24 protein-coding genes are annotated in these 23,306 nt (G+C 40.7%); 12 read left to right on the forward strand and 12 right to left on the reverse strand.

The window, feature by feature from the left end; all coding sequences use genetic code 11:
- The first annotated feature begins 43 nt into the window (after positions 1 to 43).
- Complete coding sequence (locus tag KO534_RS03260; RefSeq protein ID WP_215927202.1) at positions 44 to 1,309, forward strand: AmpG family muropeptide MFS transporter; 1,266 nt, start codon at positions 44 to 46, stop codon at positions 1,307 to 1,309.
- Here the strand turns inward: KO534_RS03260 and KO534_RS03265 are convergent.
- Complete coding sequence (locus KO534_RS03265; RefSeq protein ID WP_354667900.1) at positions 1,306 to 1,629, reverse strand: hypothetical protein; 324 nt, start codon at positions 1,627 to 1,629, stop codon at positions 1,306 to 1,308. The two genes, KO534_RS03260 and KO534_RS03265, sit on opposite strands and share 4 nt — an antisense overlap.
- 147 nt (positions 1,630 to 1,776) lie before the next feature.
- Positions 1,777 to 2,610, reverse strand: a complete 834-nt coding sequence (locus KO534_RS03270; RefSeq protein WP_252731928.1) for a DUF3530 family protein — start codon at positions 2,608 to 2,610, stop codon at positions 1,777 to 1,779.
- 207 nt (positions 2,611 to 2,817) lie between these two features.
- Between KO534_RS03270 and KO534_RS03275 the strand changes: the two genes are divergently transcribed.
- Positions 2,818 to 3,387: a GNAT family N-acetyltransferase gene (locus KO534_RS03275; RefSeq protein ID WP_215927206.1), complete on the forward strand. Its 570-nt coding sequence runs from the start codon at positions 2,818 to 2,820 to the stop codon at positions 3,385 to 3,387.
- A gap of 8 nt (positions 3,388 to 3,395) precedes the next feature.
- Here KO534_RS03275 and KO534_RS03280 read toward each other — a convergent pair whose 3' ends face one another.
- Together KO534_RS03280 and rapA are read right to left on the reverse strand one after the other, a co-directional pair.
- Positions 3,396 to 4,052, reverse strand: a complete 657-nt coding sequence (locus KO534_RS03280) for an RluA family pseudouridine synthase (RefSeq protein ID WP_215927208.1) — start codon at positions 4,050 to 4,052, stop codon at positions 3,396 to 3,398.
- A 10-nt stretch (positions 4,053 to 4,062) separates the two neighbouring features.
- Complete coding sequence (gene rapA / locus KO534_RS03285) at positions 4,063 to 6,897, reverse strand: RNA polymerase-associated protein RapA (protein WP_215927210.1); 2,835 nt, start codon at positions 6,895 to 6,897, stop codon at positions 4,063 to 4,065.
- A 234-nt stretch (positions 6,898 to 7,131) separates the two neighbouring features.
- Between rapA and KO534_RS03290 the strand changes: the two genes are divergently transcribed.
- The 8 genes from KO534_RS03290 to KO534_RS03325 all read left to right on the forward strand — a co-directional run bounded on the left by KO534_RS03290 (position 7,132) and on the right by KO534_RS03325 (position 15,609).
- Positions 7,132 to 8,529 (forward strand): PhoH family protein, encoded by a 1,398-nt coding sequence (locus KO534_RS03290; protein WP_215927212.1) that lies wholly within the window; start codon positions 7,132 to 7,134, stop codon positions 8,527 to 8,529.
- A 264-nt stretch (positions 8,530 to 8,793) separates the two neighbouring features.
- On the forward strand, positions 8,794 to 10,260 hold the full coding sequence (locus KO534_RS03295; RefSeq protein ID WP_215927214.1) for a mannitol dehydrogenase family protein: 1,467 nt from the start codon (positions 8,794 to 8,796) through the stop codon (positions 10,258 to 10,260).
- A 43-nt stretch (positions 10,261 to 10,303) separates the two neighbouring features.
- Positions 10,304 to 10,792: a gluconokinase gene (locus KO534_RS03300; RefSeq protein WP_215927216.1), complete on the forward strand. Its 489-nt coding sequence runs from the start codon at positions 10,304 to 10,306 to the stop codon at positions 10,790 to 10,792.
- Positions 10,789 to 12,078 carry a lactate racemase domain-containing protein gene (locus KO534_RS03305; RefSeq protein WP_215927218.1) on the forward strand — a complete coding sequence of 430 codons (1,290 nt, stop codon included), beginning with the start codon at positions 10,789 to 10,791 and terminating at the stop codon, positions 12,076 to 12,078. The genes KO534_RS03300 and KO534_RS03305 overlap by 4 nt, the downstream gene beginning before the upstream one ends.
- Before the next feature lie 38 nt (positions 12,079 to 12,116).
- Complete coding sequence (locus KO534_RS03310; RefSeq protein WP_215927221.1) at positions 12,117 to 13,340, forward strand: LarC family nickel insertion protein; 1,224 nt, start codon at positions 12,117 to 12,119, stop codon at positions 13,338 to 13,340.
- A 27-nt stretch (positions 13,341 to 13,367) separates the two neighbouring features.
- A complete protein-coding gene (locus KO534_RS03315) occupies positions 13,368 to 14,168 on the forward strand; it encodes a hypothetical protein (protein ID WP_215927223.1) in 801 nt (266 codons plus the stop codon).
- Positions 14,161 to 14,832, forward strand: a complete 672-nt coding sequence (gene larB / locus KO534_RS03320) for a nickel pincer cofactor biosynthesis protein LarB (protein ID WP_215927225.1) — start codon at positions 14,161 to 14,163, stop codon at positions 14,830 to 14,832. Before KO534_RS03315 ends, larB begins: the two co-directional genes overlap by 8 nt.
- 84 nt (positions 14,833 to 14,916) lie before the next feature.
- Complete coding sequence (locus KO534_RS03325) at positions 14,917 to 15,609, forward strand: FadR/GntR family transcriptional regulator (RefSeq protein ID WP_354667901.1); 693 nt, start codon at positions 14,917 to 14,919, stop codon at positions 15,607 to 15,609.
- A 39-nt stretch (positions 15,610 to 15,648) separates the two neighbouring features.
- Here KO534_RS03325 and KO534_RS03330 read toward each other — a convergent pair whose 3' ends face one another.
- The 3 genes from KO534_RS03330 to KO534_RS03340 form a co-directional block, all read right to left on the reverse strand.
- Complete coding sequence (locus KO534_RS03330) at positions 15,649 to 16,557, reverse strand: hypothetical protein (RefSeq protein WP_252731929.1); 909 nt, start codon at positions 16,555 to 16,557, stop codon at positions 15,649 to 15,651.
- A 175-nt stretch (positions 16,558 to 16,732) separates the two neighbouring features.
- The gene (locus KO534_RS03335; protein WP_215927231.1) at positions 16,733 to 16,927 is read right to left on the reverse strand and encodes a CPXCG motif-containing cysteine-rich protein; all 195 of its coding nucleotides are present in this window, start codon (positions 16,925 to 16,927) and stop codon (positions 16,733 to 16,735) included.
- A 79-nt stretch (positions 16,928 to 17,006) separates the two neighbouring features.
- On the reverse strand, positions 17,007 to 17,666 hold the full coding sequence (locus KO534_RS03340; RefSeq protein WP_215927233.1) for a glutathione S-transferase family protein: 660 nt from the start codon (positions 17,664 to 17,666) through the stop codon (positions 17,007 to 17,009).
- Positions 17,667 to 17,814: 148 nt separating this feature from the next.
- Between KO534_RS03340 and KO534_RS03345 the strand changes: the two genes are divergently transcribed.
- On the forward strand, positions 17,815 to 18,252 hold the full coding sequence (locus KO534_RS03345) for a DUF3010 family protein (protein WP_215927235.1): 438 nt from the start codon (positions 17,815 to 17,817) through the stop codon (positions 18,250 to 18,252).
- A 105-nt stretch (positions 18,253 to 18,357) separates the two neighbouring features.
- On the opposite strand, the gene KO534_RS03350 is transcribed toward KO534_RS03345, so the two are convergent.
- The 3 genes from KO534_RS03350 to KO534_RS03360 form a co-directional block, all read right to left on the reverse strand.
- Positions 18,358 to 20,208, reverse strand: coding sequence for a choice-of-anchor I family protein (locus KO534_RS03350; RefSeq protein WP_215927237.1), 1,851 nt, complete (start codon positions 20,206 to 20,208; stop codon positions 18,358 to 18,360).
- Between the two features lie 102 nt (positions 20,209 to 20,310).
- On the reverse strand, positions 20,311 to 21,054 hold the full coding sequence (locus KO534_RS03355) for a phytanoyl-CoA dioxygenase family protein (protein ID WP_215927239.1): 744 nt from the start codon (positions 21,052 to 21,054) through the stop codon (positions 20,311 to 20,313).
- On the reverse strand, positions 21,051 to 21,596 hold the full coding sequence (locus KO534_RS03360) for a helix-turn-helix domain-containing protein (protein ID WP_215927241.1): 546 nt from the start codon (positions 21,594 to 21,596) through the stop codon (positions 21,051 to 21,053). The genes KO534_RS03355 and KO534_RS03360 overlap by 4 nt, the downstream gene beginning before the upstream one ends.
- Positions 21,597 to 21,767: 171 nt before the next feature.
- Between KO534_RS03360 and KO534_RS03365 the strand changes: the two genes are divergently transcribed.
- A complete protein-coding gene (locus tag KO534_RS03365; RefSeq protein WP_215927243.1) occupies positions 21,768 to 22,214 on the forward strand; it encodes a hypothetical protein in 447 nt (148 codons plus the stop codon).
- Between the two features lie 15 nt (positions 22,215 to 22,229).
- On the opposite strand, the gene KO534_RS03370 is transcribed toward KO534_RS03365, so the two are convergent.
- Positions 22,230 to 22,700 carry a RidA family protein gene (locus KO534_RS03370; RefSeq protein ID WP_215927244.1) on the reverse strand — a complete coding sequence of 157 codons (471 nt, stop codon included), beginning with the start codon at positions 22,698 to 22,700 and terminating at the stop codon, positions 22,230 to 22,232.
- A gap of 18 nt (positions 22,701 to 22,718) precedes the next feature.
- Complete coding sequence (locus KO534_RS03375) at positions 22,719 to 23,261, reverse strand: hypothetical protein (RefSeq protein ID WP_215927246.1); 543 nt, start codon at positions 23,259 to 23,261, stop codon at positions 22,719 to 22,721.
- Positions 23,262 to 23,306: the final 45 nt, after the last annotated feature.

Genomic DNA, 23,306 nt, shown 5'->3' on the forward strand with positions numbered 1-23,306 from the left:
TCGCAAGCGTCTTAAATAAAACTAATAACAACAGCGTGTCTTAATGTCTAACAAAACCCTCAAAGAAGCGATCTTGAATAAGCGCATGTTAATATGCATTACGACAGGATTTTCTTCTGGCTTACCTCTTTATTTACTTATTCAATTTGTACCGGCTTGGCTGCGTTCCGCTGAAGTTGATTTATCAACCATTGGGCTAATCAATCTAGTATTGTTTCCGTATACGTGGAAGTTTTTGTGGTCACCAGTGATGGACCGATTTGTGTTGCCGTTTTTTGGACGACGTCGGGGGTGGATGTTTGTAACACAAATCATGTTAATTGCATTGATGAGTGCTTTATCTTTGTTTAATCCAGCTACTCAGCTCAGTCAGATTATACTGATTGTTTCGGCGATTTCTTTTTTTAGCGCCAGCCAAGATATTGTGATTGATGCTTATCGGCGAGAAATATTACCAGACGATGAACTAGGCGCAGGTAACGCTTTTTATGCGCAAGCCTATAGATTGTCGTCATTTATACCTGGTTCATTGGCGATGATCTTAGCAGGTTTTTTCCCTTGGTCAGTGGCCCATTTGAGTATTGCGGTGTTTATGTTAGTTGGCTTAATCACTACTCTTTTGATCAAAGAGTCATCTAAACCCGGAGACGAACCACAAACAATGCGTATTGCGGTTGTTGAGCCTTTTAAGGAGTTTTTTCAACGAGATGGTTGGCAGCAAGCTGTTTGGGTGTTGCTGTTTTTGGTTTTGTACAAACTAGGCGACAGTATGGCTACTGCCTTAGAAACGCCATTTTTTATGGACATGGGGTTTTCAACAGTAGAAATTGGTTCAATCGCAAAAATATCTAAAACAATTGGTGCTACCGTTGGAACAGTTCTGGGGGGCTTAGCGATGGTTAAGTTGGGTATCAATCGAAGTTTATGGATTTTTGGTGTATTTCAATTGGTTTCCATCTTGGGGTATGTATTACTTTCCGTCATTGGATACAATCATCTTATGCTAGCTATTGCTAGCGGCTTTGAATACTTAGGTGTTGGCTTAGGTTCCGTTGCGCTTATTGCCTATATGGCAAAGTCTACCAATAAAAACTTCACGGCTACACAATTTGCATTATTTTCTAGTATCGCGGTTATCCCCCGTACTTTTGTTAGTGCGACCACTGGTTTCATAATAGAGTCTGTAGGTTACACACAGTTTTTTATTATTTGTTTTGTTTGCGCTATACCGGGTATGTTGATGTTGCTTAAAATCGCACCTTGGAATAGTAAACAAGGTGAAGAGGCAGACAAAGAGCAGGTGGTCTAGGGTCTTATACCGATGCAGTCTAGGGGCATTGGATAATCACCATCACTTTCTAGGCAGCATAAACAGGTTTCTAGTTCACCTCTTAAATAGAGATCTTCAGTGAGCGCCTTTTTAGGCCAGTAGTGTACTTGATGTAATAAATGCCAAAACACTTGTTCAGTGTTTTCGTAAGGTAGATTTTTTCCTTTTTTAATTTGTGCCCACTCCTCCATAGTATCCCAAAAAAACAAATCTAACTCAGAATAGGGGATCTTGTGTTGTAAAAATCCACGGACATAATATGCCAGTTGTTTGGACTTACGATGTACAAAATGGCTCACTGTAGGCACTAACTTAACCTGTGTAATATGATGGCGACAATTGTGATCAAGTATAGCTAGAATTTTTATTTTTACAGACAATAGAAAGGATTCTTAAAACTCGCTTCATTTGATGAGGTGATAGGGAGGCGCATCGATTAAGGTTGGTTACCAGCCCATACGGCTTACCCAACCATAAATTTCTTTACTAACGTAGCCGCTATGATGCGCAGAGGTATTGAAACCCAACAATTTTCTTTGTCGATACTGCAGTTTTAGCGCTTTGACTGCTGCTATTTGGCGTTCTGCCACCGTCATTTGTGCCCATCCATTGTCTCCGCCACTAAACAGATCCAATACTGGCATTGTAGTGTTAGCAATCCAAATTGGTAGGCGTTGATTGTGTTTTCTATCAGGCCAAAAAGGGCTAATAGCAACAAATGCATCGGGGTTTTCAACGGTTTTTTCTGCGTAAATTTTACTTAACCACGCCGCACTTGTTCCTTTGCTGATGACCAACAAGAAACCGGGGTATTCTTTGGCTTTTTCAATAACAGCTTGCAAAAGTGCAACCAATTGTTGTTCGTGTTTTATAAAAGCGACATTGTCGATCGCGGATACCGCTGATTGACTGATATCCAAATTCTCTGCTGTTTCGGTGGGGCTTAGCTCTTGAGATTCGGTTGCGGAAACGGGCTCGGTCCCAGCCGCTATGTCCTCATTCTCGACTGGATTAGGCTCCTGTTCTACATCTATTATTGTTGGGGTAAATCCAGCGTCTGGAGCGGGAAGTAAAATAGTGACCCAGCCAATTTTGTTGAGTTCCTTAGCTAATGGTGAAAACCCTTCTTGGCTTGTGATGGGGACGCCTGTGTCTGCAATCATAACCGCTACTCCACGAGTAATGGCTGTGGAATTTTCTCGCAATACATATATGACCGGCTGATCATTTATTTCAAAGCTTTGGTAAGTGTCAGAAAATAATCCACGCTGAATATCCAATCTTCTTAGTAATTGTTTATCTGGGGCTCCATAACTTTGGAAGCACAACGTGACTAGAATAAATAAAAGCAGAAATTTAATAACGATAATAACTCTGATTAAGTAACCCAACTAGGTTATCGGAAAGACATAAGTAGTTCTTTAGTTTTGCACTCGACATAATTTAGTTAATAATGAACGCACAGTCATTTTTAAAATACAGGTTTGGTGACCATTCTGAAATTTCCAATCATTGAGACTCAGCGATTGTTACTCAATAAGCTCACAGTAGAGGATCGCGACACTATATTCGCTATTTTTTCAGATCCCAAAACTGTTGAGCACTATGATGTAGAACGCTTTAAAACCATTGAAGAAGCCGACCAATTGATCGCATATTTTGATGCAAGGTTTGCCAGTAATACTGGAATTAGATGGGCAATACGCGATAAATCCAGCGGAAAATGTATTGGTACGTGTGGCTATACCAATTGGAACGAATTTGATCATAGTGCCGTTGTGGGCTACGAGTTATCTAAAGATTATTGGGGAAAGGGATTGGCTTCTGAAGCAGTCGCGAGTATTTTGGATTTTATCTTTGCAGACAGTTTTCATTTTTACGTGCATCGTGTAGAAGCACTTATTTTGCCAACCAATAAACCGTCACAACAATTAGTAAAACGTTTAGGGTTTCATTTCGAAGGTAAGTTACGAGGAAAATGTTACTGGAATCATGATTTTCATGACATGGATATGTTTGGAATATTACGCCATGAACATCGGAAAGAAAGTGTGTAGTTAGTCCATTAAAACGGCACCGGTGACTCAAAATGTAACAGTTGTTCGTTGGCTGGATGGCGAAAACTCAGGCGCATTGCGTGTAAGTTTAGCCTACTTGCCATACTTAATGCTTCTTCATGGGCATATAGTCGGTCACCTATAATAGGATGCTGCATACTTAACATGTGCACTCTTAGTTGGTGTGAGCGGCCAGTAACTGGCTTTAGCTCCACTCTGGTTGTGTGATTGTTTCGTTCAAGTACTTGCCAATGTGTGAGTGCCTTTTTACCGCGTTCATGGTCTACCATTTGTTTTGGACGGTTTGGCCAATCACAAATAAGAGGTAAATTTATCTCTCCTGCATCTTGCTGCACTTTTCCAAATACAATAGCTTGATAGGTTTTGCATGTTTCACGTAGCTCAAACTGTTTGGAAATATGCCTATGGGCTGGCTTATTTAATGCCATTACCATTAATCCTGACGTTGCCATGTCTAAGCGATGAACCACAGTTGCACAAGGGAATACTCTTTGTACGCGGGTTTGTAAACTATCTGCATGTTCTTTAGCCTTTCCTGGAACACTTAATAGGCCACTAGGTTTATTGAGCACTAAAATATCGTCATCTTGTGTAATGATTTGCAAATACGGATTGGTTGGGGGGGTATAGTTAAGAAGGGCCATCCGATAGTACCTATTTAGGGTTGTTTACAATTAACCTGACCGCTTCGAGGTTTAACTTCGCGTCGCTCATGATATTTTTTAGACTATTGATTTGGTTCGCAATGTGTTCAATCTCTTCATCACGAATAGAAGGGTTCACTTTTTGTAAGCGTTGCAGTCTGTCGTGCTCTGTAACTAACATTTCTTGCATCTGGTCTATTCGTTTAGTTTTCACTATTTGTGATTGTTGTTCAGCATGCTGTTGGGCGGTGTCCAAGCACTTTTCTAATTGCGATTTTAAGGCGCTGATTAACTGATTCCCCATTTTGGGTAATACCGGTTCTAACTGAATAAATTGGCTGTTCACCAAAGTTAGATTGGCATCAACGCATATTTTTATTGGAGTGGGTGGTAAAAAACGCGACAGTTGAAGGCCGTGAGCCGCTTTTGCTGAAAGTACAAAAAGGCATTCTAACCAATAAGCGCCAGCGGGTTTGCTTTTATTGCTACAAAAAGCAACGGAACTTTTGCCGATAATATCTGTGGTCAACATATCCATAGCATGATGAATCATTGGATGATCCCAACTTAAGAAAGTGACATGTTCTAAAAGTGTTGCTGTGGTGCGCTCGTAGGTAACAGTCATGCCTTCTTCGTCCAATCCAGGAAGAGGACTAATCATTGTTTCTGTAGGGCGCAACAAATAACAACTCTCACCATGGTCTTCTTGTAATAAGCCAATAGCATCAAATAACCGAGTCATAAATAGTTCTAATTTGGGAGATTGCTCGGCTTGCAGAATTTCGTCTAATAGGCCATCAATGCGGCCTTTACCAGATGAATTAAGTTCAAGTAATTTATCTCTGCCATGCTCCAGTTTTTGTTTAAGTTGCCGGTGTAAACTCGCCGTTTGGTTGATTAGCTGTTGTGATTTTGGGATATCGTTGGGATCTTGAATACAGGCATGCAACAACTCTTGGGTTTCTTCGTAAACAGTCATACCAGTCGGGCAGGTATGTTCGAAAGCTCCCAACCCTTGATGATACCAATCGAGCAACACTTGTTGAGCCGACATATCAAAGTACGGTACATGAATACACACATCGTGTTTTTGTCCGATTCGGTCAAGGCGGCCAATTCGTTGTTCTAGAAGATCAGGTACTAAAGGTAAATCGAACAAAATTAAATGATGAGCAAACTGGAAATTACGGCCTTCGCTGCCAATTTCACTGCAAATCAACACTTGAGCTCCTTCTTCAGACTGAGCAAAATAATTGGCAGCTCTGTCGCGTTCAACTATTCCCATTCCTTCATGGAAAACAGTGGAACGGGTACCCGCTTTGATACGTAAAGCTTCTGACAGTTGCAAAGCGGTGCTGGCATTGGCACAAATGGTTAGCACTTTTTCACCTTTTAGTGATTTTAATTGGTTAATAAACCACTCAACTCTAGGATCAAAATTAACCCAAGTATTAACGACATCTGGATGTCTTTCTGGGGTCAACTGTAATTGCAAGTTGTTAGGGTCTTCAGCTAGTAACAAAGAATATTCAATTGGTTGCTGCAAAGAGTATTCAAATAACTTTCTAGTTGGAAACCCACTGACACCCGCTCGACTGTTTCTAAATAACAAACGTCCAGTGCCATGCTGATCCAATAACGTATGCAGTAGTTTGGTTTTAGCGCTGATTCCAGACCTATTGATATCCTCTAACATCTCAGGTGCTGCAAATTGGCCGATAGCTTGAATATTGTCATCGCTAAGTTTTGCACCGCTAAGCAAGGGACCAATAGCGTCGGCTAGTTGACTATATTGTTTTTCTTCAGACACGAAGCTGTGATAGTCATGAAAACGCGCGGGATCGAGCAGTCTAAGCCTAGCAAAGTGACTTTCGTGGCCAAGTTGGTCAGGAGTGGCTGTGAGCAGTAACACACCTTTAGTCACATTCGCTAAACCCTCTATGACTTGGTATTGCTGCGACGGCTGCCCCTCAGACCAAATTAGGTGGTGCGCCTCATCTACCACCATTAAATCCCACTGAGCTTCTAATGCTTGTTGGTAATAACGACTATTGTGGGTTAAAAAATCTAGACTACATATGATCAGCTGTTCTGCTTCAAACGGATTGCCAGAGTCGTCAGACATGGCTTCGCATCGCTCTTCATCGAATACAGAAAAGGCTAAGTTTACACGACGCAACATTTCAACTAACCACTGGTGTACCAAACTAGAGGGAACCACAATTAATACTCGTTGGGCTCTAGCTGTTAGTAGCTGCTGGTGGATAATAAGCGCCGCTTCAATGGTTTTACCTAGACCAACTTCATCAGCTAATAATACTCTAGGAGCATGACGTCGACCCACTTCTGATGCAATGTGTAATTGATGAGGAATAAGATCGACACGGGCGCCAACGAAGCCTAGTAAAGAGGAGGTGTTATGTTCAAATTGATGAGATAAACACTGCTCACGCAACTCAAACCATTTGGGGTCGTCAAACTGACCATTTAATAATCGCTGTTCAGGCTGATTCAGCTGAAAATGGTGATCAATGAAGGTTTCTTTTAAGGTAACCGCTTCGCTATTATCAATTCGATGTCCAATATAAATAAGTTGACCGTCATTTTGTTGAACTTGCTCAACCAATAACTCCCAACCTTCGTGACTTTTTACATTGTCGCCCACCAAAAATTCAATTCTAGTCAATGGAGCCGTTTGCGCGGCATAAACACGAGTTTCGCCTGTAGCAGGAAACAGCACCGTAACTGTGCGTGATTCAATTTGTACAATAGTACCAAGACCTAAATCAGTCTCGGTGTCACTGAGCCAACGTTGCCCTAAGGCAAAATTTTGTTGCTTAGCCATGGTCTAATCCTTACTTATTGAATTGCTACTTTTGAAGCTCGCCTCACGAGGGGCGCGCATTGTAGCAAAAAATTAACCTCTCACAGTCTAAAAGTAGATGATTGTCTGGAGAAAGTGTTTTATTGTGGGTCGGTAAACCTGTAGTTAAGTTTGTTTGAGCACAAGTGTTTACTACTAGCGCGACAGCATGATTTAACTGACAGGCACTTTATCTAAGTCCTTCAGGAGCGCCGGATGCCAAGAAAAAAAGAACTAAGTTCAAAGATTTACGTTTTAGATACCAATATTCTCCTCCATGAACCACTAGCCTTTTTGTCCTTTAAAGAAAATGACGTCGTAGTTCCTATGACTGTGCTTGAAGAGCTGGATTATATTAAAGATAGTAAAAAAGATGTGGCTAGGGATGCCCGAGTGTCTATCCGTGCAATGGAGGATTTACTTCATGAAGCCACACCGGAAGAGTTAATGCAGGGTGTGTCAATGCAAGGGATGGGGGCGGGAGACTCAGCACCTACTGGTAGTCTTTCTATTTTTGTCGATCATGGTATGCCTGTCTCGCAGCAAGTGTTCACTAGCAATGAAAACGATAACCGCATTATCAATAGCGCCTTGTATTTACAAAAAACACAACATTCAAAACAGGTAGTACTGGTCACCAAAGATATCAACATGCGACTAAAAGCTAAGGGAGCAGGATTAGCCCATGTTGAAGACTACCGAACCGATCAGATGGTCACCGATATCAAATACTTGTCGAAAGGCTTCCATCAGTTTGCCGGAGACTTTTGGGATGAAGTGAAGTCTGTCGATAGTCGTACAGAAGGCCGAGACACTATTCACACTATTGAGCGTAAGGTGTTACCAGAAGCTTATGTAAATGAATATTTGTTAGATGAAAGTCAACACTTTGCTGGGTTAGTCGAATCGGTCACTAGCGAACATTTGGAGGTGTTAGACCTTGGTTATGAACGTCTTATGGGGCGCAAAGCTTGGGGTATTACCCCAAAAAATATTGGGCAAGCGATCGGATTACATTCGTTACTTGATCCACATATTGATTTAGTCATATTAACTGGGCCTGCGGGCAGTGGTAAGACTCTTTTGGCATTGGCTGCGGCACTTGAAATGGTCGTAGAAAGAAACATGTACGATAAAATTATCGTCACTAGAAGTACCCCAGAAATAGCTGAATCTATTGGTTTTTTACCCGGTACGGAAGAGGAAAAGATGGCACCCTGGCTTGCTGCAATTACTGATAGTTTAGAAGTGCTACATAAAAATGACGAAAATGCGAAAGGATCCATGAGTTACATCATGGAGAAAGCCAATATTCAGTTTAAATCAGTCAATTTTATGCGTGGTCGCAGCATTCAAAATGCCATAGTCATCCTCGACGAGTCGCAAAATCTCACGGCGTCGCAACTAAAAACTATCATTACTCGCTGCGGCGAGGGCACTAAGTTAATTTGTAGTGGCAATTTGGCGCAAATAGACAGTAATTACTTAAGTGCTGTCACGTCGGGTTTAACCTACATCGTTGAGAAATTCAAAAACTTCTCTGGTAGCGCAACAATCAATCTAGACGGAGTGGTACGCAGTCGACTAGCTGAATTTGCTGAAGAACAGCTCTAAGGCTCGGCTAATGTCGGTTGCGTCATTCCATTTTTTCAGTCAAACGACTATGGGGTGATATGGACATCCTACTGAACTCAGAATAACAAAACGTAAGTCATTCTGAGTTCAGTTAACATCATATTTAGGTGTTGAATCCTCAATAACTTTTCTTCAAATTGGTAAGGCCACTTGACACTTTTGTCTCTGGGGTTGTACCATCCTGTGTCATCACTGAGCAACTCTCAAAGCTCCTTTTATAAATTCGTGAATAGCAGGCAGTATATGCGCCAAGAACTCAGACAGTTAAGTCAAACGTGTTTGCAATCGAAGGATTGTGTTAATCATGCTTCGGATGTTATCTACCCTTCGTACCAGCGAGAAAAAGTAAATATGGGTATTGTGCATTTAGGTTTGGGAGCTTTTCATCGATCTCATCAAGCGATGTACACCGAGCAATTATTAAATCTGCAAGGTGGAGGCGATTGGGGAATATGTGCGGTTAGCTTTAATAATCAAAGATTACAACAACAGCTAAATAAACAAGATTGTTTGTACACTACTGCAATTTTAGATGTAAAAGATAGCTATCAAGTAGTAGCCGCCATTAAACAAGTATTAGTGGTTAGAACACAGGCAGCCGCTGTTATAGAGCGTATGGCCGATGAAACAACTAAGATTGTTACCCTTACTGTCACAGAGAAAGGTTACTGTTTGAACGCGGAAGGCGTATTAGACGAAAACTTACCAGAAATTATCAGTGATTTAGGTGCACTGGAACAACCTAAATCGACTATTGGGTTGATAGTAGCGGCACTTAGGTTACGTTTTGAAAAAGGTATTCAGCCTTTTAACGTCATTGCCTGTGATAATTTGCCTGAAAACGGCCGAAAGTTAAAATCTGCAGTGATCCAATTTGCCACAAAAATCTCTGGCGATTTGGCGGGTTGGATAGATCACCAAATCCAGTTTCCGAATACCATGGTAGACAGTATTACACCTAAAACCGAATCCTCTACTGTTGAGCTGATTAAAAATAAACTGGGTTATATTGATGAAGCACCGGTGCAACGAGAAATGTTTTCTCAGTGGGTAATCGAAGACTGCCCGGGTATGGTGCGGCCCGAATGGGAAAAAGTAGGTGTGGTTTTTACTGATAATGTTGAGTCTTTTGAAAATGCTAAACTCAGAATCTTAAATGGGCTACATTCGGCACTTGCTTATATGGGTCTACTAATGGGTTATGAAACTGTGTATCAAGCAGTCTCCGATAAAAATGTTAAGGCGTTTCTAGTCGCTCTGGTTGATGATGAGGTCATTCCCACAATTGAAGCACCTTTAGGTCTCGATTTACACCAGTATTCTCGGGCTATTTTGGCGCGATTTGAAAACCCTAAAATTAAACATTTACTCAGTCAAATAGCTTGTGATGGCTCAATAAAAATTCCGGTGCGTACCTTAGCGCCAATCCAGAATAATATTGCACACAATAGAAGTTTTAAAATGTTGTCTAGGGTGGTGGCCGCGTGGATACACTTTATACGAGTCAGTGTTGCCAAAAATCAACGGCTACATGATCCAAGAGCAACAGAATTAATTGATGCTGTGAATAAGTTTCAAGGCAATAGCAGTGAAGATGTCAATATGTTTTTAGGTATCAATGGGTTACTGCCAGACTCTTTGAGGAAAAACCTTAGTTTTATTTCCCATGTACAAGATGCGTATGCCGATATTGCGGTCACACTAAAATAAAATTTTCGCTGCAAGTAACGGCATGAATGATGAGGATATTTGAATGATATTTATTGTAATGGGGGTAAGTGGCTGTGGTAAATCCACAGTAGGGCGATTGTTAGCGGAAAAATTGTCATTACCTTTTTATGATGCCGATGATTTTCATTTTCCTGAGAACGTAAAAAAAATGGAAAGTGGTATTCCATTAACAGATGCAGACCGAAAGCCATGGTTAACATTGTTAGCAGATAACATTAAATCATGGGAATCATCTGGTGGAGCTGTATTGGCGTGTTCTGCATTGAAACAGGTTTATCGAGATTGCTTGTCTTCAACAACCTCTGCTGGGATCGTCAAATATATCTATTTAGAAGGCGATAAAGCGTTACTACATTCTCGATTAACCAGCAGAGAAGCGCACTTCATGCCAGATACTTTGCTGGATAGCCAACTGCAAACATTGGAGACTCCTGTGGAAGCCATATGTGTATCAATTGCACAGCCTTTAGATGCCATGCTGGCTCAAATTTTAGAGGACGTTAATTTATGACTTATCCAATTCATTGTGTTGACACCCAGCACACGTATTCTGATGATGACTTGACGAAAATTATCGATGATTTTATTGCGCAAAAAGCAACTCATGCTAAGCGTATTTTGATTCTTCCTCCTGATATTACGAGATTTTACTCAAAAGCAGGCTTTATTAGTTCTTATCTGTATCAGCAACTGAAAGACCATGCAGAAATCTATTTTTTACCGGCCCTAGGTACTCACGAGCCTATGTCGGAAAAAGAAATTGATGCCATGTTTGGCACTGAAATTCCTAAAGAGTTGTTTCTTCCACATTTTTGGCGCAGTGATGTGGTTAAGCTAGGTGAGATATCCGCCGCTAGAATATCCGAGTTATCCGAAGGTAAACTTGATTGTTCAATGGAAGTGGCGGTCAATAAACTGTTACTCGACGAAAAATGGGATCTTATTATCTCTGTTGGGCAAATTGTGCCTCACGAGGTTATTGGTATGGCTAACTACACCAAAAATGTATTGGTGGGTACAGGTGGCTCAGATACTATTCATAAATCCCACTACTTAGGTGCGGTTTATGGTATGGAGCGCATTATGGGGCGCACCTACACCCCTGTTCGCAAAGCCTTAAACGAAGGGTTTGACAGCTATCTTCGCCACCTACCTATAGAGTTTATCCTCACTGTATTGGGCAAAAAAAATGGCACATTAGCGCTGCAGGGCGTTTTTTGTGGTAACCAAGATGAAACCTATGAAGAAGCCTGTAAGTTAAGTCAGCAGTTAAACTTAAACCTATTAGATAAACCCATTCAAAAAGCCATAGTATTCTTGGAGCCCGCTGAATTTAAAACTACTTGGTTAGGAAACAAAGCTATCTATCGAACCCGCATGGCGATGGCCGATGACGGTGAATTGATAATATTGGCACCTGGGCTACATCGTTTTGGAGAAGATATTGAAATTGATCAACTAATACGAAAGTACGGTTATAAAACCACAGATGAAACTTTAGCGGCAGTCAATCACAATGCCGAACTAGAGAACAATTTGTCGGCTGCAGCACATTTGATTCATGGTACGGCAGATAATCGTTTTAAAGTGACTTATTGCCCTGATGATGGGGTTACCCAACAAGAAATTGAATCAGTTAATTATCAATACTGTCACTACAAAGACATGCTTGAGCGTTATCCCATTGAAAAGATGGTCAACGGTTGGAATACCCTTGAAGATGGTGAAGAAATATTTTACGTCAGTAATCCAGCGTTAGGATTATGGGCCACTAAACAAAATTTTGAACATCAATAAGTTCATAGCTTTAAACTAACATCCAGCGGTAACTATATATGGTTTTTCATCCTAAAAAATTACATATCCATCTTGATATAGTAGGTGGTATTGCGGGTGATATGTTTATCGCTGCAATCTTAGATACCTTTGAGGGATTGCAAGCCGATGTACTCAAGTCAGTTGCAACTGTGTTGCCGCCAGAACAAGGTTCCGCTGTTCTATCTAAGGGTATTAACTCAGGTATAAGTGGTTTACGTTTTCAGTTGCAACCACACTCCGCTGAGAAAACTGATGCTGACTCTCATCCTCACTCTCACGCTAAAGACTCACATCATCACACAACCTATAAGTATCTTTGCGAGTATCTGCAAAAAAGTGCGCTAGACCCAGAGGTGATTCGAGTGGCGATCGAGTTATTGACCATAGTAGCAAAGGCAGAGGCGAAAATTCATGGCACAACCTTAGACGAAGTGCATTTTCATGAATTAGCCGATTGGGATTCTTTGATGGACGTTGTCGCTAGTGCTAGCATTTTAGTTGCGCTTTCACTTAGTTCTTGGAGTATTTCAAAATTACCCCTAGGTGGAGGTTTAGTGCAAACCCAACATGGGCTTATTCCTGTACCTGCACCAGCCACTTCCGAAATTTTGATAGGATTTGATTTTTTTGATGACGGCATTCAAGGAGAGCGTATTACTCCAACTGGGGCTGCAATTTTACGTTATTTGTGGAATAACGAATTAATAACGCAACCTCAACAAGGTGTGTTGCAGGCAACTGGTTATGGCTTGGGCAGCAAAGTCTTTTCCGGTATGCCAAATATTCTCCGTGGTCTGTTATTTGATAAACAAACTACTGCAAGTGAACAACAAGGTACTGTGGTGCTGATTGAGTTTGACGTGGACGATATGACTTCAGAAGAGTTGGCATTATCAGTGGATTTATTGAGAGCCTACCAAGGTGTGGTAGATGTGGTAGTGCAAACCGCTAGAGGCAAAAAAAATAGGGCGGTAGAAGTCGTTCGTATTTTAGCTAGCCCTGAGCATTATCAAAATGTTATCGAATATTGTTTTCTCGAAACAACCACTATTGGTTTACGTTATCGTTTTGAAACAAGACGTTTTCTGAAAAGAGACTTGTTAGAAGTTGACGGTGATAATTATAAAAGTGTCACGCGCCCAGATGGCAGTCAAACCCTTAAGATTGAGCATGACCAATTAAGCTCAATCGCTACGTTACAAAAGCGTCGCATTAAACAAAACAAGATAGAGCCGTTTTAGCTAGCGAACTATCATTAGGTACTCATTATGACACCCACCAAAGTTAAAAAGCTTGTTGCATACTTTAACCAATTTGAGAGTTTTTCTATCGCGGTAAGTGGTGGTATCGACAGCATGATATTGGCTTACATTGCGAATCGTTTTTCCAACGCAAAAGTAAAAATTGTGCATGCCTTCTCTCCAGCTGTGCCAGATGCAGCATTGCAACGAGTGAAACAACATGCAAAGCGTTATCAATGGGATTTACAGATTGTTAATGCTCGAGAATTTGCTGATCCCAACTACATAAATAATCCGCTTAATCGCTGTTATTTTTGTAAAAGTAATTTGTACACCAGAATTTCTGAATGCAACCAAGGTGTGATTTTTTCAGGTACTAACTTGGATGATCTAAGCGATTATCGACCAGGGTTAGAAGCGGCCAAAGAACTAAGCGTGAAACACCCTTATGTCGAGGTGGGCATAGATAAAGCTGCCATATACTCAATTGCTGAGCACTTTGGTCTGGCCGAATTACATGCCTTGCCCGCACAACCCTGTCTCGCAAGCCGTGTTGAAACGGGTATAAAAATTAACGCAGATGATCTGGGTTTTATTAACAAGATTGAAGAAAAAACACGACTACTGATACCGCTGCAAAAAAATATCCGTTGCAGAATTACTCATCAAGGCACCTTTGTCGAGATAGATAAGCTACCTGAGACTCGTCTTTTTGATGATCTATCAAATGTATTAAGTCATATGTGTGAACAAGATGGGCGCATATTTTCAGGTATTAGAACTTACCAGAAAGGTTCTGCCTTTATAAATGGTGTTGCCCATGTCTAACTTTGTATGGGACAAAAACAGACAATCACGCACCGCGGTCGCAGAAGCGGTATTTTGTGAGAATAAAAATTCCGAAGACCTATGTAATATCATTGAGTTTAATGTAAAAAACAACACGACTGTATTGCTAACTCGCTTAGCACCAACTCAAAGGTTGGCTCTACCTGAAGCCCTCGGTCAACAACTTGATTATGATGAATCTTCGCAAACCGCGATCCTAAATTACACTCCCCATACACAATTACATTCTGGAATTTGCATAGTAACGGCGGGCACTTCAGACATGCAGGTCGCAAAAGAGGCACAACGCACCTTAGTCTTTAACGGCTTTGATTCCCCCATTTATGCCGACCTTGGGGTGGCGGGGTTGTGGCGTTTATTAGATAAAATAGACGATATCAGAAGGCACAAAATTATTATTGCTTTGGCTGGAATGGAAGGGGCGTTATTTAGCGTACTTGCGGGCCTTGTTAGTGCTCCCGTTATTGCAGTACCGACTTCAGTTGGATACGGTGTTTCAACTGGGGGGAAAACCGCTCTCGATAGCGCTTTAGCGTCATGCTCGCCAGGAATATTAACCGTCAACATTGATAACGGTTTTGGCGCAGCCAATGCGGCGATTAAAATCATGAAGCAATTTGTAATTGATAACCATTTATCATGACGCCAATTAATTTAAATACACCTAATTTTGTTTGTGTCAGTAACAGTAGGGGAAAATAGAATGAAGGGGTTGGAGCAATTCCAAGTGATCACAACACAAAGATTGTACATTAAAATTGCTGAGCAATTGCGAGCTTTGATCGAAAAGGGTGTGTATCAACCCGGTGATCGATTTCCTGCTGAGAGAGCGTTAGCAGAAAAGTTAGGTGTGAGCCGCCCTACTATACGTGAAGCTATGATTGCCCTTGAAATCTCCGGCATTATCGAAATCCGCACCGGATCCGGTATTTATGTGTCAGACAAGCCTAATTTGCCGGCATTGAAACTCACGGATTCAGGAATTGGACCATTTGAAATATTGGAGATGCGCGGCGCGCTAGAGCCTGAAATATGTGCATTAGCGGCGCAAAGAATTACCGATGAACAAATTCAGCGCTTAAATCAGATTATAGAAGCAATGCAAGAAGAAGAGAAACAACCTGATGCTTCTGAAAAAGCTGATGGTGAATTTCATATGCTGATAGCTGAAGCATCACAAAACAGTGCTATGTACCATTGTGTGAAGTGGTTGTGGGACCTGAGAAATCAATCGGTCTTAAGTGATGCGTTCTTAAAAAAAATAAGAGAAGAAGGTGTACATCCTTCGATAGAAGACCATAAACATATCGCTAAGGCGTTAGCACAAAGAAATCCAGAAATGGCAAGGCAAGCTATGAAAAATCACCTAGATAACGCTACTGCAAATGCAGCGGGGCATTTTGAAAAAAATACTGAGTAAAATAGCCTAAAAACCTACTGTTTTTACAGTTAAAATTGATTATAAAATTTGCTCCAGGCTGTACATATTTCCCGCTAGATCACGTGCGCTACTGTTGGCTACTTCCCCTAATGGGATTTTAGCTGGGCCAGTTGGTTCCATTAATAAATAGTCCAAGCCATCTATATTTAGAGTTTGTTCGTTGTTTCTAAAAGGCAGAACGACTCCTAACAAGGCATGCTTAGGTAAAAATATCATCGACATTTTAACCTCAGGTAAAAGCGAACGTATCAAACTTGCCATTAAAACTGTTTTGCTGTCGCAGTCACCATGGTTATTGGCCACCACTGCAAGTGGTGGTAAATAACCCGCTCCATTAGAAGTCACTCGATTTTCCAATTCATTGTAGGGAATACTCTGTACCCAGCTGAGTACTAAATTAACGTATACACGGGTTTCACTATTGCTAGGAAGCTTGTCGTATACTGCTTGTGCAATAGGTAGTAAAGCCCCTTGGTTTTCTTTGATATAGCGCAAGTGATCAGGTTTAATGGCCTCTTGTCCCAAGTGAGAATAGAAGCGACTGTAATAGTTATCTTGAAGGTATTGATCCAAGGCTTTTTCTTTACTTTGACCCATGGACCTTTGCCACCTAGTTAAAAGTTTGTCAGAGCGGCTAGTGACTTCAATACTAATATCATTGCCACGGCGCTGTATTTGTACCCGAGCTTCTCTTGGATCGATCTTACGAGCGGCTTTATGTAGTTCTATGTAGACATATTGCTGGGCTAGTTCTGGTATAAATTTTTTGTGATTTTGGCGGTTCAGTTGACGGGTTGGTAAAGTAAAGGTGAGCTCTCTATTCTGCTCTAGATTATCAGACCAAGTGTAATTGAATACTTGCTGATTATTGTGCTTAGACTTTTTAAAGCTTAATTGCTGTGCAAGTCCTGAAAGATGAACCGTCAAAAATATTAAGGGCAGGATTTTAAAAGAATTACTAGGTATCCGAATCATAATTACCAAGTTATTTTTACCAAAATATACAGTGCTAGATTAGCACCAACTCGGCTTAAACAACAATTTTCCTGAAGTGAAGTGGCTATGAGGTGGATGGATTTAGGCAATCAATCCACCTTTGGGGTTATTCACTATCAGTTGTGGCAATAACGTTAAACTTATCGTGAATGCCAGTCGTAACCACTATCTCAATTGGCGAGCAACAAATCCGGCAGTCGATAATTTGTTGTTGATTTAAATCGTTATCTTCATCAATTTCAATATGATTGGTGACCATACAATAAGGACAACTAAATTCTGCAGTGGAGATTAAGCTCATCTTTTCTTCCTTAAAAAAGCTATGATTCAATTACTAGCTAATACAATAGTAGCTCAATAATGGTCCCTTGCTGAATCCTTTAACTAAGGCTAGCGATATATTTTTGGAATGCGATATTCGCAACTTTTCTATCTTCAGCAATTTTTATGACATCTTCCCTTTGATTTAATTTTTCCATAAGTTGTTTAGCGCCTGGTGCCATTTCAAATAAATCTATCGCAAACAACTTGCCTGCAACCGCTGCAGCTAAGTCTGCGCTGTAAAGAAATACTATGTCTGCAGCTGTTAATTGTTCACCGGCCAAATACGGCTTGAATTGAGCACAACGCGCTATTCCTTCTATTCCCTTGCACAAGGCACGCTTCACTTCTTTTTTTGTAAGCTCGTCGACTTTTTGACCAAAAAAGGCTTCCAAGTGGCAGCGCCGAGCAGGCAGTTCTAAATATAACTCTGCCATTTTTACTAATTCTCTGATTTTGGCTTTTTCAAAGGCGTCGCCTGGGTATAAAGGTTTGTCTGGGTAAGCTTCATCCAAATATTCGAGGATTACATTGGTTTCAGTCAACACGCCCTGTTCTGTTGCTAAGGCAGGGACTTTTCCCATTGGACTCTTACTCAAATATTCATCTGTTTGATTCGGATAAAGTATGTCAGTTTTATACTCAATTCCTTTGATAGCGAGTGCCAATTTGACCATATTGAAATAGTTACTGACGTCAAAACCAATTAGAGTTAGCATTTTTATTCCTGTGTATTAAATATTTAGGGCTGATGTATCTTGGTATAACTGAGTATTACACTCAACATGGTTTTATTGATGGATAGCTATCACTGATTTTTTGGAATTAAGTTATAATACCCACATTAAATTTTGAGAGTAGAGTGTTATGCGAGTAATTGGTGTTGAGTTGAGTGGCAATGATGCCAATGTATGTTTGTTATCTTTGGCTGATGAAGTGTTTCAAATTCCGGATTGCCGAGCGCGAAAATTAACCCTGCCCAAAAATGCAACGGCCAAAGATTTACGTTATTTTCAAAAAACTTTCGGGCAATTAGTACAAGATTACCAAGTTGACGAAATTGTTATTCGTCAGCGACCGATGAAAGGCAAATTTGCTGGTGGAGCGATAGGTTTTAAATTAGAAGCTGCATTAGAGCTGTTGAATGACGTAGAAGTAGTAGTCTTAACACCTACCGAAATTAAAGAATCCCTAAAGCGTAATCCGGTGTTAGTACCTATGGCCGAAACAGGTTTAAAGATGTTTCAAGAAGTGGCTTTTAATACTGCCTACGCCTATTTAATGAAAGATAAATACGCACTTTAAAGCTCACTGGTTTTTGGGATTGAATATAAACACGGCGTTATTTTTAAATAACGCCGTGTTTTAACACTTAACAATCTTGACTCTATATTAACTTAGAGAATAGGTTTAGTTTTCAGCAATTTGCCACACCGAAACAGTGCCGCTAACTTCATTACCAATAATCACTAAAGCATCACCGGTTGGGCTCTCAGATGCATCAACAAACACCATACCTTCTGGCGCGCTGTCACCGATTAAATCGCCGCCTTCGGTAAGGTCTCGATTGATCACATAATCAACAAATGTCGCGTCGTATGGATTTGTCACATCATAAACAAATATCCCACCTAAACGTTCCATACCAATAAACGCGTAGGTTTTGTCACCGACTTGGCCAACTGTTAACGCTTCAGGTTCAGGACCTTTGTTTGCGGACCGAGAGTCACCTTCATTTTCGTCGTTATTGTTATTAAATGCATTGCCATGAATCGAAGCGCTGATACGCTCAAAATCATCCCCTGAATCAAACACGACTAAACCGTTGCTGTCCCAAATAGTAAATGAACGTGCACCGTAAGCATAAAGCGCTTCATATTCGTCGTTATTGTCACTGTCACCTAATTCAGCCGTGACAGTTAAGCGTCCTAAAGGATAAGCTGTAAAATCGAAGTCTTCTGGATCATCACCGGCTATGGTGTCTAAGTTAGAACCTGGCGCATAATCAAGACGGCGACCTTGGGTTTCATCTGTATAAGACAAACAGCCATCATCTTCGTCGAAGTCCTGTCCTCCTGCTGCATCGCATAAGGCTTCATCCTGATCGCCATTCGCATCTAAAGTATCAAAAAAGTACTCTCGCGCATCACCTTCATTCGCGGTTAATAGAAAATTAGCCCCTTTCCATTGATACGACGCGATAGTATCAGGCATATATACACCGTATAGGTCGTCATATTGCCCAAAACTGACGGTTCCATCTTCCATGCCATCTAACTGATAGTCGCTCCAATTTTTAAAGCCAAGCCCAACGACTTTAATACTGTTATCAGTCAAATCAACTATGGCTAAACCGTTGTTTTCTTGCAACGTCACGTAGGCAACGTCATTAGTGGTCGTAATATATTCAGGCTCTAAGTCTTGGGCTACTGTGGTGTTGATTAATGCGCCATTAATTGTGCGACCTGAAGGATTAGGAAAGTGCATTCCTTGAGCTTCAAGCTCTGCTTGTTTACCGTTATAGTCTGTGAAACTAATAGTGGTTGATGTGTCACTTGGCGCGCCATTGCTGATAGTAATGATTGATATCGAACCTTCTGGGTCGATATTGTAGTCGCCGCTGGGCTCACCTTCGTTCGCGGTTAATACTTTGCTGGCATCCGGTGTAAAAGTGACCATATCCGGTAAATTACCCACTTCTACCGCTTTTACAAAAACTGGCGTTGCAGCATTCATCCCGTTGTAAAACATCACCATGCCGTTCGTGGCTTTATCTGCCGCGGGTACGGCTACAGCCATCCAATCTCCTGAAACCGCAACACTAGTAGGGCCATCTAACGCTACGCCGTTTTGCTCAGTAGGCAGTACTAATGCCGTTGATGTGAGATTTTCATTCGTTAAAGGATTAGATAGGGCATCAGAGGTTAAAGATGAAGCATCAATAATTTCGATTGTGGGTTGGTCTGCAGCACTATTAATTGCGTAAATCGTGTTAGTAGCGGAATGAAACTGAACAATTTCCGCAGCACCTTCAGGGTCGCTGGGGTTAAGCTGAATTCGACCAACTATACTCAGGCTTATGCCCGCATTGGCGTCTTGACCATCAGTACCATTGGTGCCGTCAGAACCTGGTGCACCTGCTTCACCTTGAGAGCCAACTGCACCTGGCTCACCGTCATCACCTTCCAAGAAACAACCCGTTAGAGACAAGCTCATTGCTAATGCGAGGGCCGAATACTTAGAACATTTAACTATTTGCATCACTTTTTCCTTTATATGCTGTTTTGATTACAAGCAGGATATGAAAGTACGATGACACTAATGTGATAGAGAAATGACAGCTTTATGACATTCAGTTGTTGTTTATAGAAACAAATCTCTGTCTAAATAGGGCAACATTTGGGCTGTGGGTTGATGGGTAACTTGAATAAATTTAGTCAGTTGTGTATCACGCTGGCAATATAGCAGATCTAGTACAAGCCTGTTATTGCCGTATAAACCACGATGAATCATATTGGCAGAAAATATCAGGATATCTCCTAACTGCAGTGGAATCTCTATCCCGTTAGGCAGGTTTTCAGAATTCTTATGACCGTTGAGTTCCAATCTGACTTGTAACTCTTCGTCACTATCCCAGGTTTTATGAGAGCCTGGAATAACTTCAATACCAGGGTCTGCGGTCAGAGGAATTCTTACATGTAAAGGTTCTGGTCCCTCAAGTGCCAACTTTTGATCTTCAATGGATAAATCATATTGAGGATCACGATGCCAGTAGTTAGGCTGTTTAGGATTAACAGGGTCGAAAAAAAGTTGTGTGCCCACAAAAAGTGGTTGCGGGATAACTTGTTTGACTGCACTTACTAGCTGACGATGAGATACTAATTTAAATAATAATAACCGCTGTTTTTCGGTCAAGTATTGACCCGAAGTTAGGCCGGAACTATTGATGGCTTTAGTGGTATAAAATTCATAATTATCTGCGCACCATAAGCGATGAAACTGCTCCGCCACCAGTTTAACTGCGCCCAATTTTGAAGGAGCAAGCAAGCCATCGAGTTTTACCACTCCGCATTGTCTATAGGTTGCTCCTAATGAATTTAATGTCATTTTTTTATATATAACCAGTAGTCTCTTGCTAAGGCGCATACTGAAAACATCAATATAAAAGAGCCTAGCGCTTTTAGCCAATTGTTTTCTGAGCGGGGAATATTGCGCGCTCCAATTAAGGAGTACTGGTAAGGAATTTGAGCAAATACCTCGCTGTAACTCTCGCCTAGGTATTGATCTGTAACGTGGAAAGTAACAACATCGGATTTATGTAAACTGACTGCTTGGTAGGTGTAGTATGTTTGACGAAAGAACAATTCTAAAAAGCCGCTGCTTAAAAGGAAAAAACCAACAAGAAAAGTAAAAATATAACGTTTTTTGAATACTAGTTGTGGCTCTGTCTTTTTTATAAATGGGGCGAAGCTAGAATCTGACAAATTGTACGCTAATTGGATTTTTGCCAAAACATCCTGTGATGGAATTAATTGATTATTTTCTATCTTGGACAAATACGATTGCTGAATTCCAATCTCTCGAGCAGCAAATGCTTGAGTCCAGTCACTAGACTTCCTTGCATTACGAATAAACTCTCCTATTTCCATAGTATCCAATCATAGTGATGTTTCATTGAGTAAATTATTCACGAAATTTGCGTTTATGAACAGGTGCAGCTGGATATTCACTATGGTGAATATTGTGAATATTAAGTACCAAGCTTTCTATGGGGCTAAAAAACATTATGCTTTGAGTTTCTAAAATTAAAGGAACAAAAGATGAACTTTCTGACTAAAAATCTGTTTTATTTAAGTATGCTAATTACTCAATTAGTATCACCTATATTCGCCGAAGAGATGATCAGCTATCAGGTAGAAATATATCAACTTCCAAAAGGTGATGTTGCAGACATTGAGATAGATGAATTGATAAAACGTAGCGAGTTGATTCATCAGCCTTCATTGATAGTTAAGCCTAATGAAGAGGCGAAAATTGAAATAGGCATACAAGACATACGGACCCTAGAGATATCAATTAAATCAGACGTTGAATCTACCGGCTATTCTTTGTCTGTGAGTCAAAAGCAAAAGTATGAGAGCGAGTTGAGTGTTATGAGCTCAACTACGCCATATATCTACATGGGGCAAGAAATAAGCTTGAGGATATCGAACGACGGTTGGAGATATCTCGTTAATGTTAAAGGTGAAATAATCGAACAACCGTAACGATTTTAACAAACGCTAATTTTTGCTAAACGCTGCAATACATTCCACTTCAACCCGCGCGTTCAAGGCTAAACCCTTTGTTGCAAAAGCACTGCGAGCAGGAAAATGTTTTTGAAAATAGTCTTTATAGACGTGATTAAAGGCCGGCCAGTCCTTTATATCTGCCAACATTACAGTGCATTTTACTAAGTCGTTCATTGTTAAGTTATGTTTCGCCAAACTCCCTTGAATGTTATCCATGGTTTGTTTGGTTTCGCTTTTAATGCCACCTGCAATTAGTTTGCTGGAGTTGGGTAGGGTGCCTATTTCACCTGATAAAAATAACAAGTTTCCTACCCTAACGGCATTTGAAAAAGGGTAATTTTTCTCTATGTTGCGCTGTGATGAAAAATATTCGATTTGTTCCGCTAAGGATTGCTGCGGAACCAAAAGACTTATCATGATGATAATTAAATAGAAGAATAATTGTGAGTTAAGATGTTTCATTATGGATCCTTTGCAGTGTTAACCTATGTGACTTTTACGTTTTCTAGATTGTATCCCGTAAATCACTAAATAGATTATAGTGGTTGCTATAACCCCAAAGGCACTCCACTTAATAGCGGTGATGTACCCGGCCAAATTTGCAATTTCAATGTGTTTAATGGGAAAAGAATTGAGTAAATACACTAAAAGCGAATTTTCAGTTAGGTCAAAAAGTACCGCAACATAAGGTACAAGAATAATTTTTTTAGAAAATGGGATGGTCAGCTTTTTAAACACCAAAGCAAAAATCAACGCTAACAAAGTGCCATAATAAATAGGGTAGGCTACGTCTGCTGTTAACAATCCAATCATATATCGACTGCGGACCGACTCACCATAGTTGCTTAACATCTGATAAAGCGTATCGTGGTCATACCAAAATAGTAAGTCCAGCGGCCCAACACTTCCCGTATTGATAATGTTGGGCAATAAATACAATGGAAATATTAAATAAATCACACACATGATGATTACCAATCGAATGTGGGTGGTCCTGAAAAACCAAGCAATGATATTCTCCATAACAGCCTACTTCCTAATACGATGAATTCCTTAAGCCATATCATC

Source organism: Paraglaciecola arctica, assembly GCF_018861065.1.
In the GTDB taxonomy this organism is placed as follows: Bacteria; Pseudomonadota; Gammaproteobacteria; order Enterobacterales; family Alteromonadaceae; genus Paraglaciecola; species Paraglaciecola arctica_B.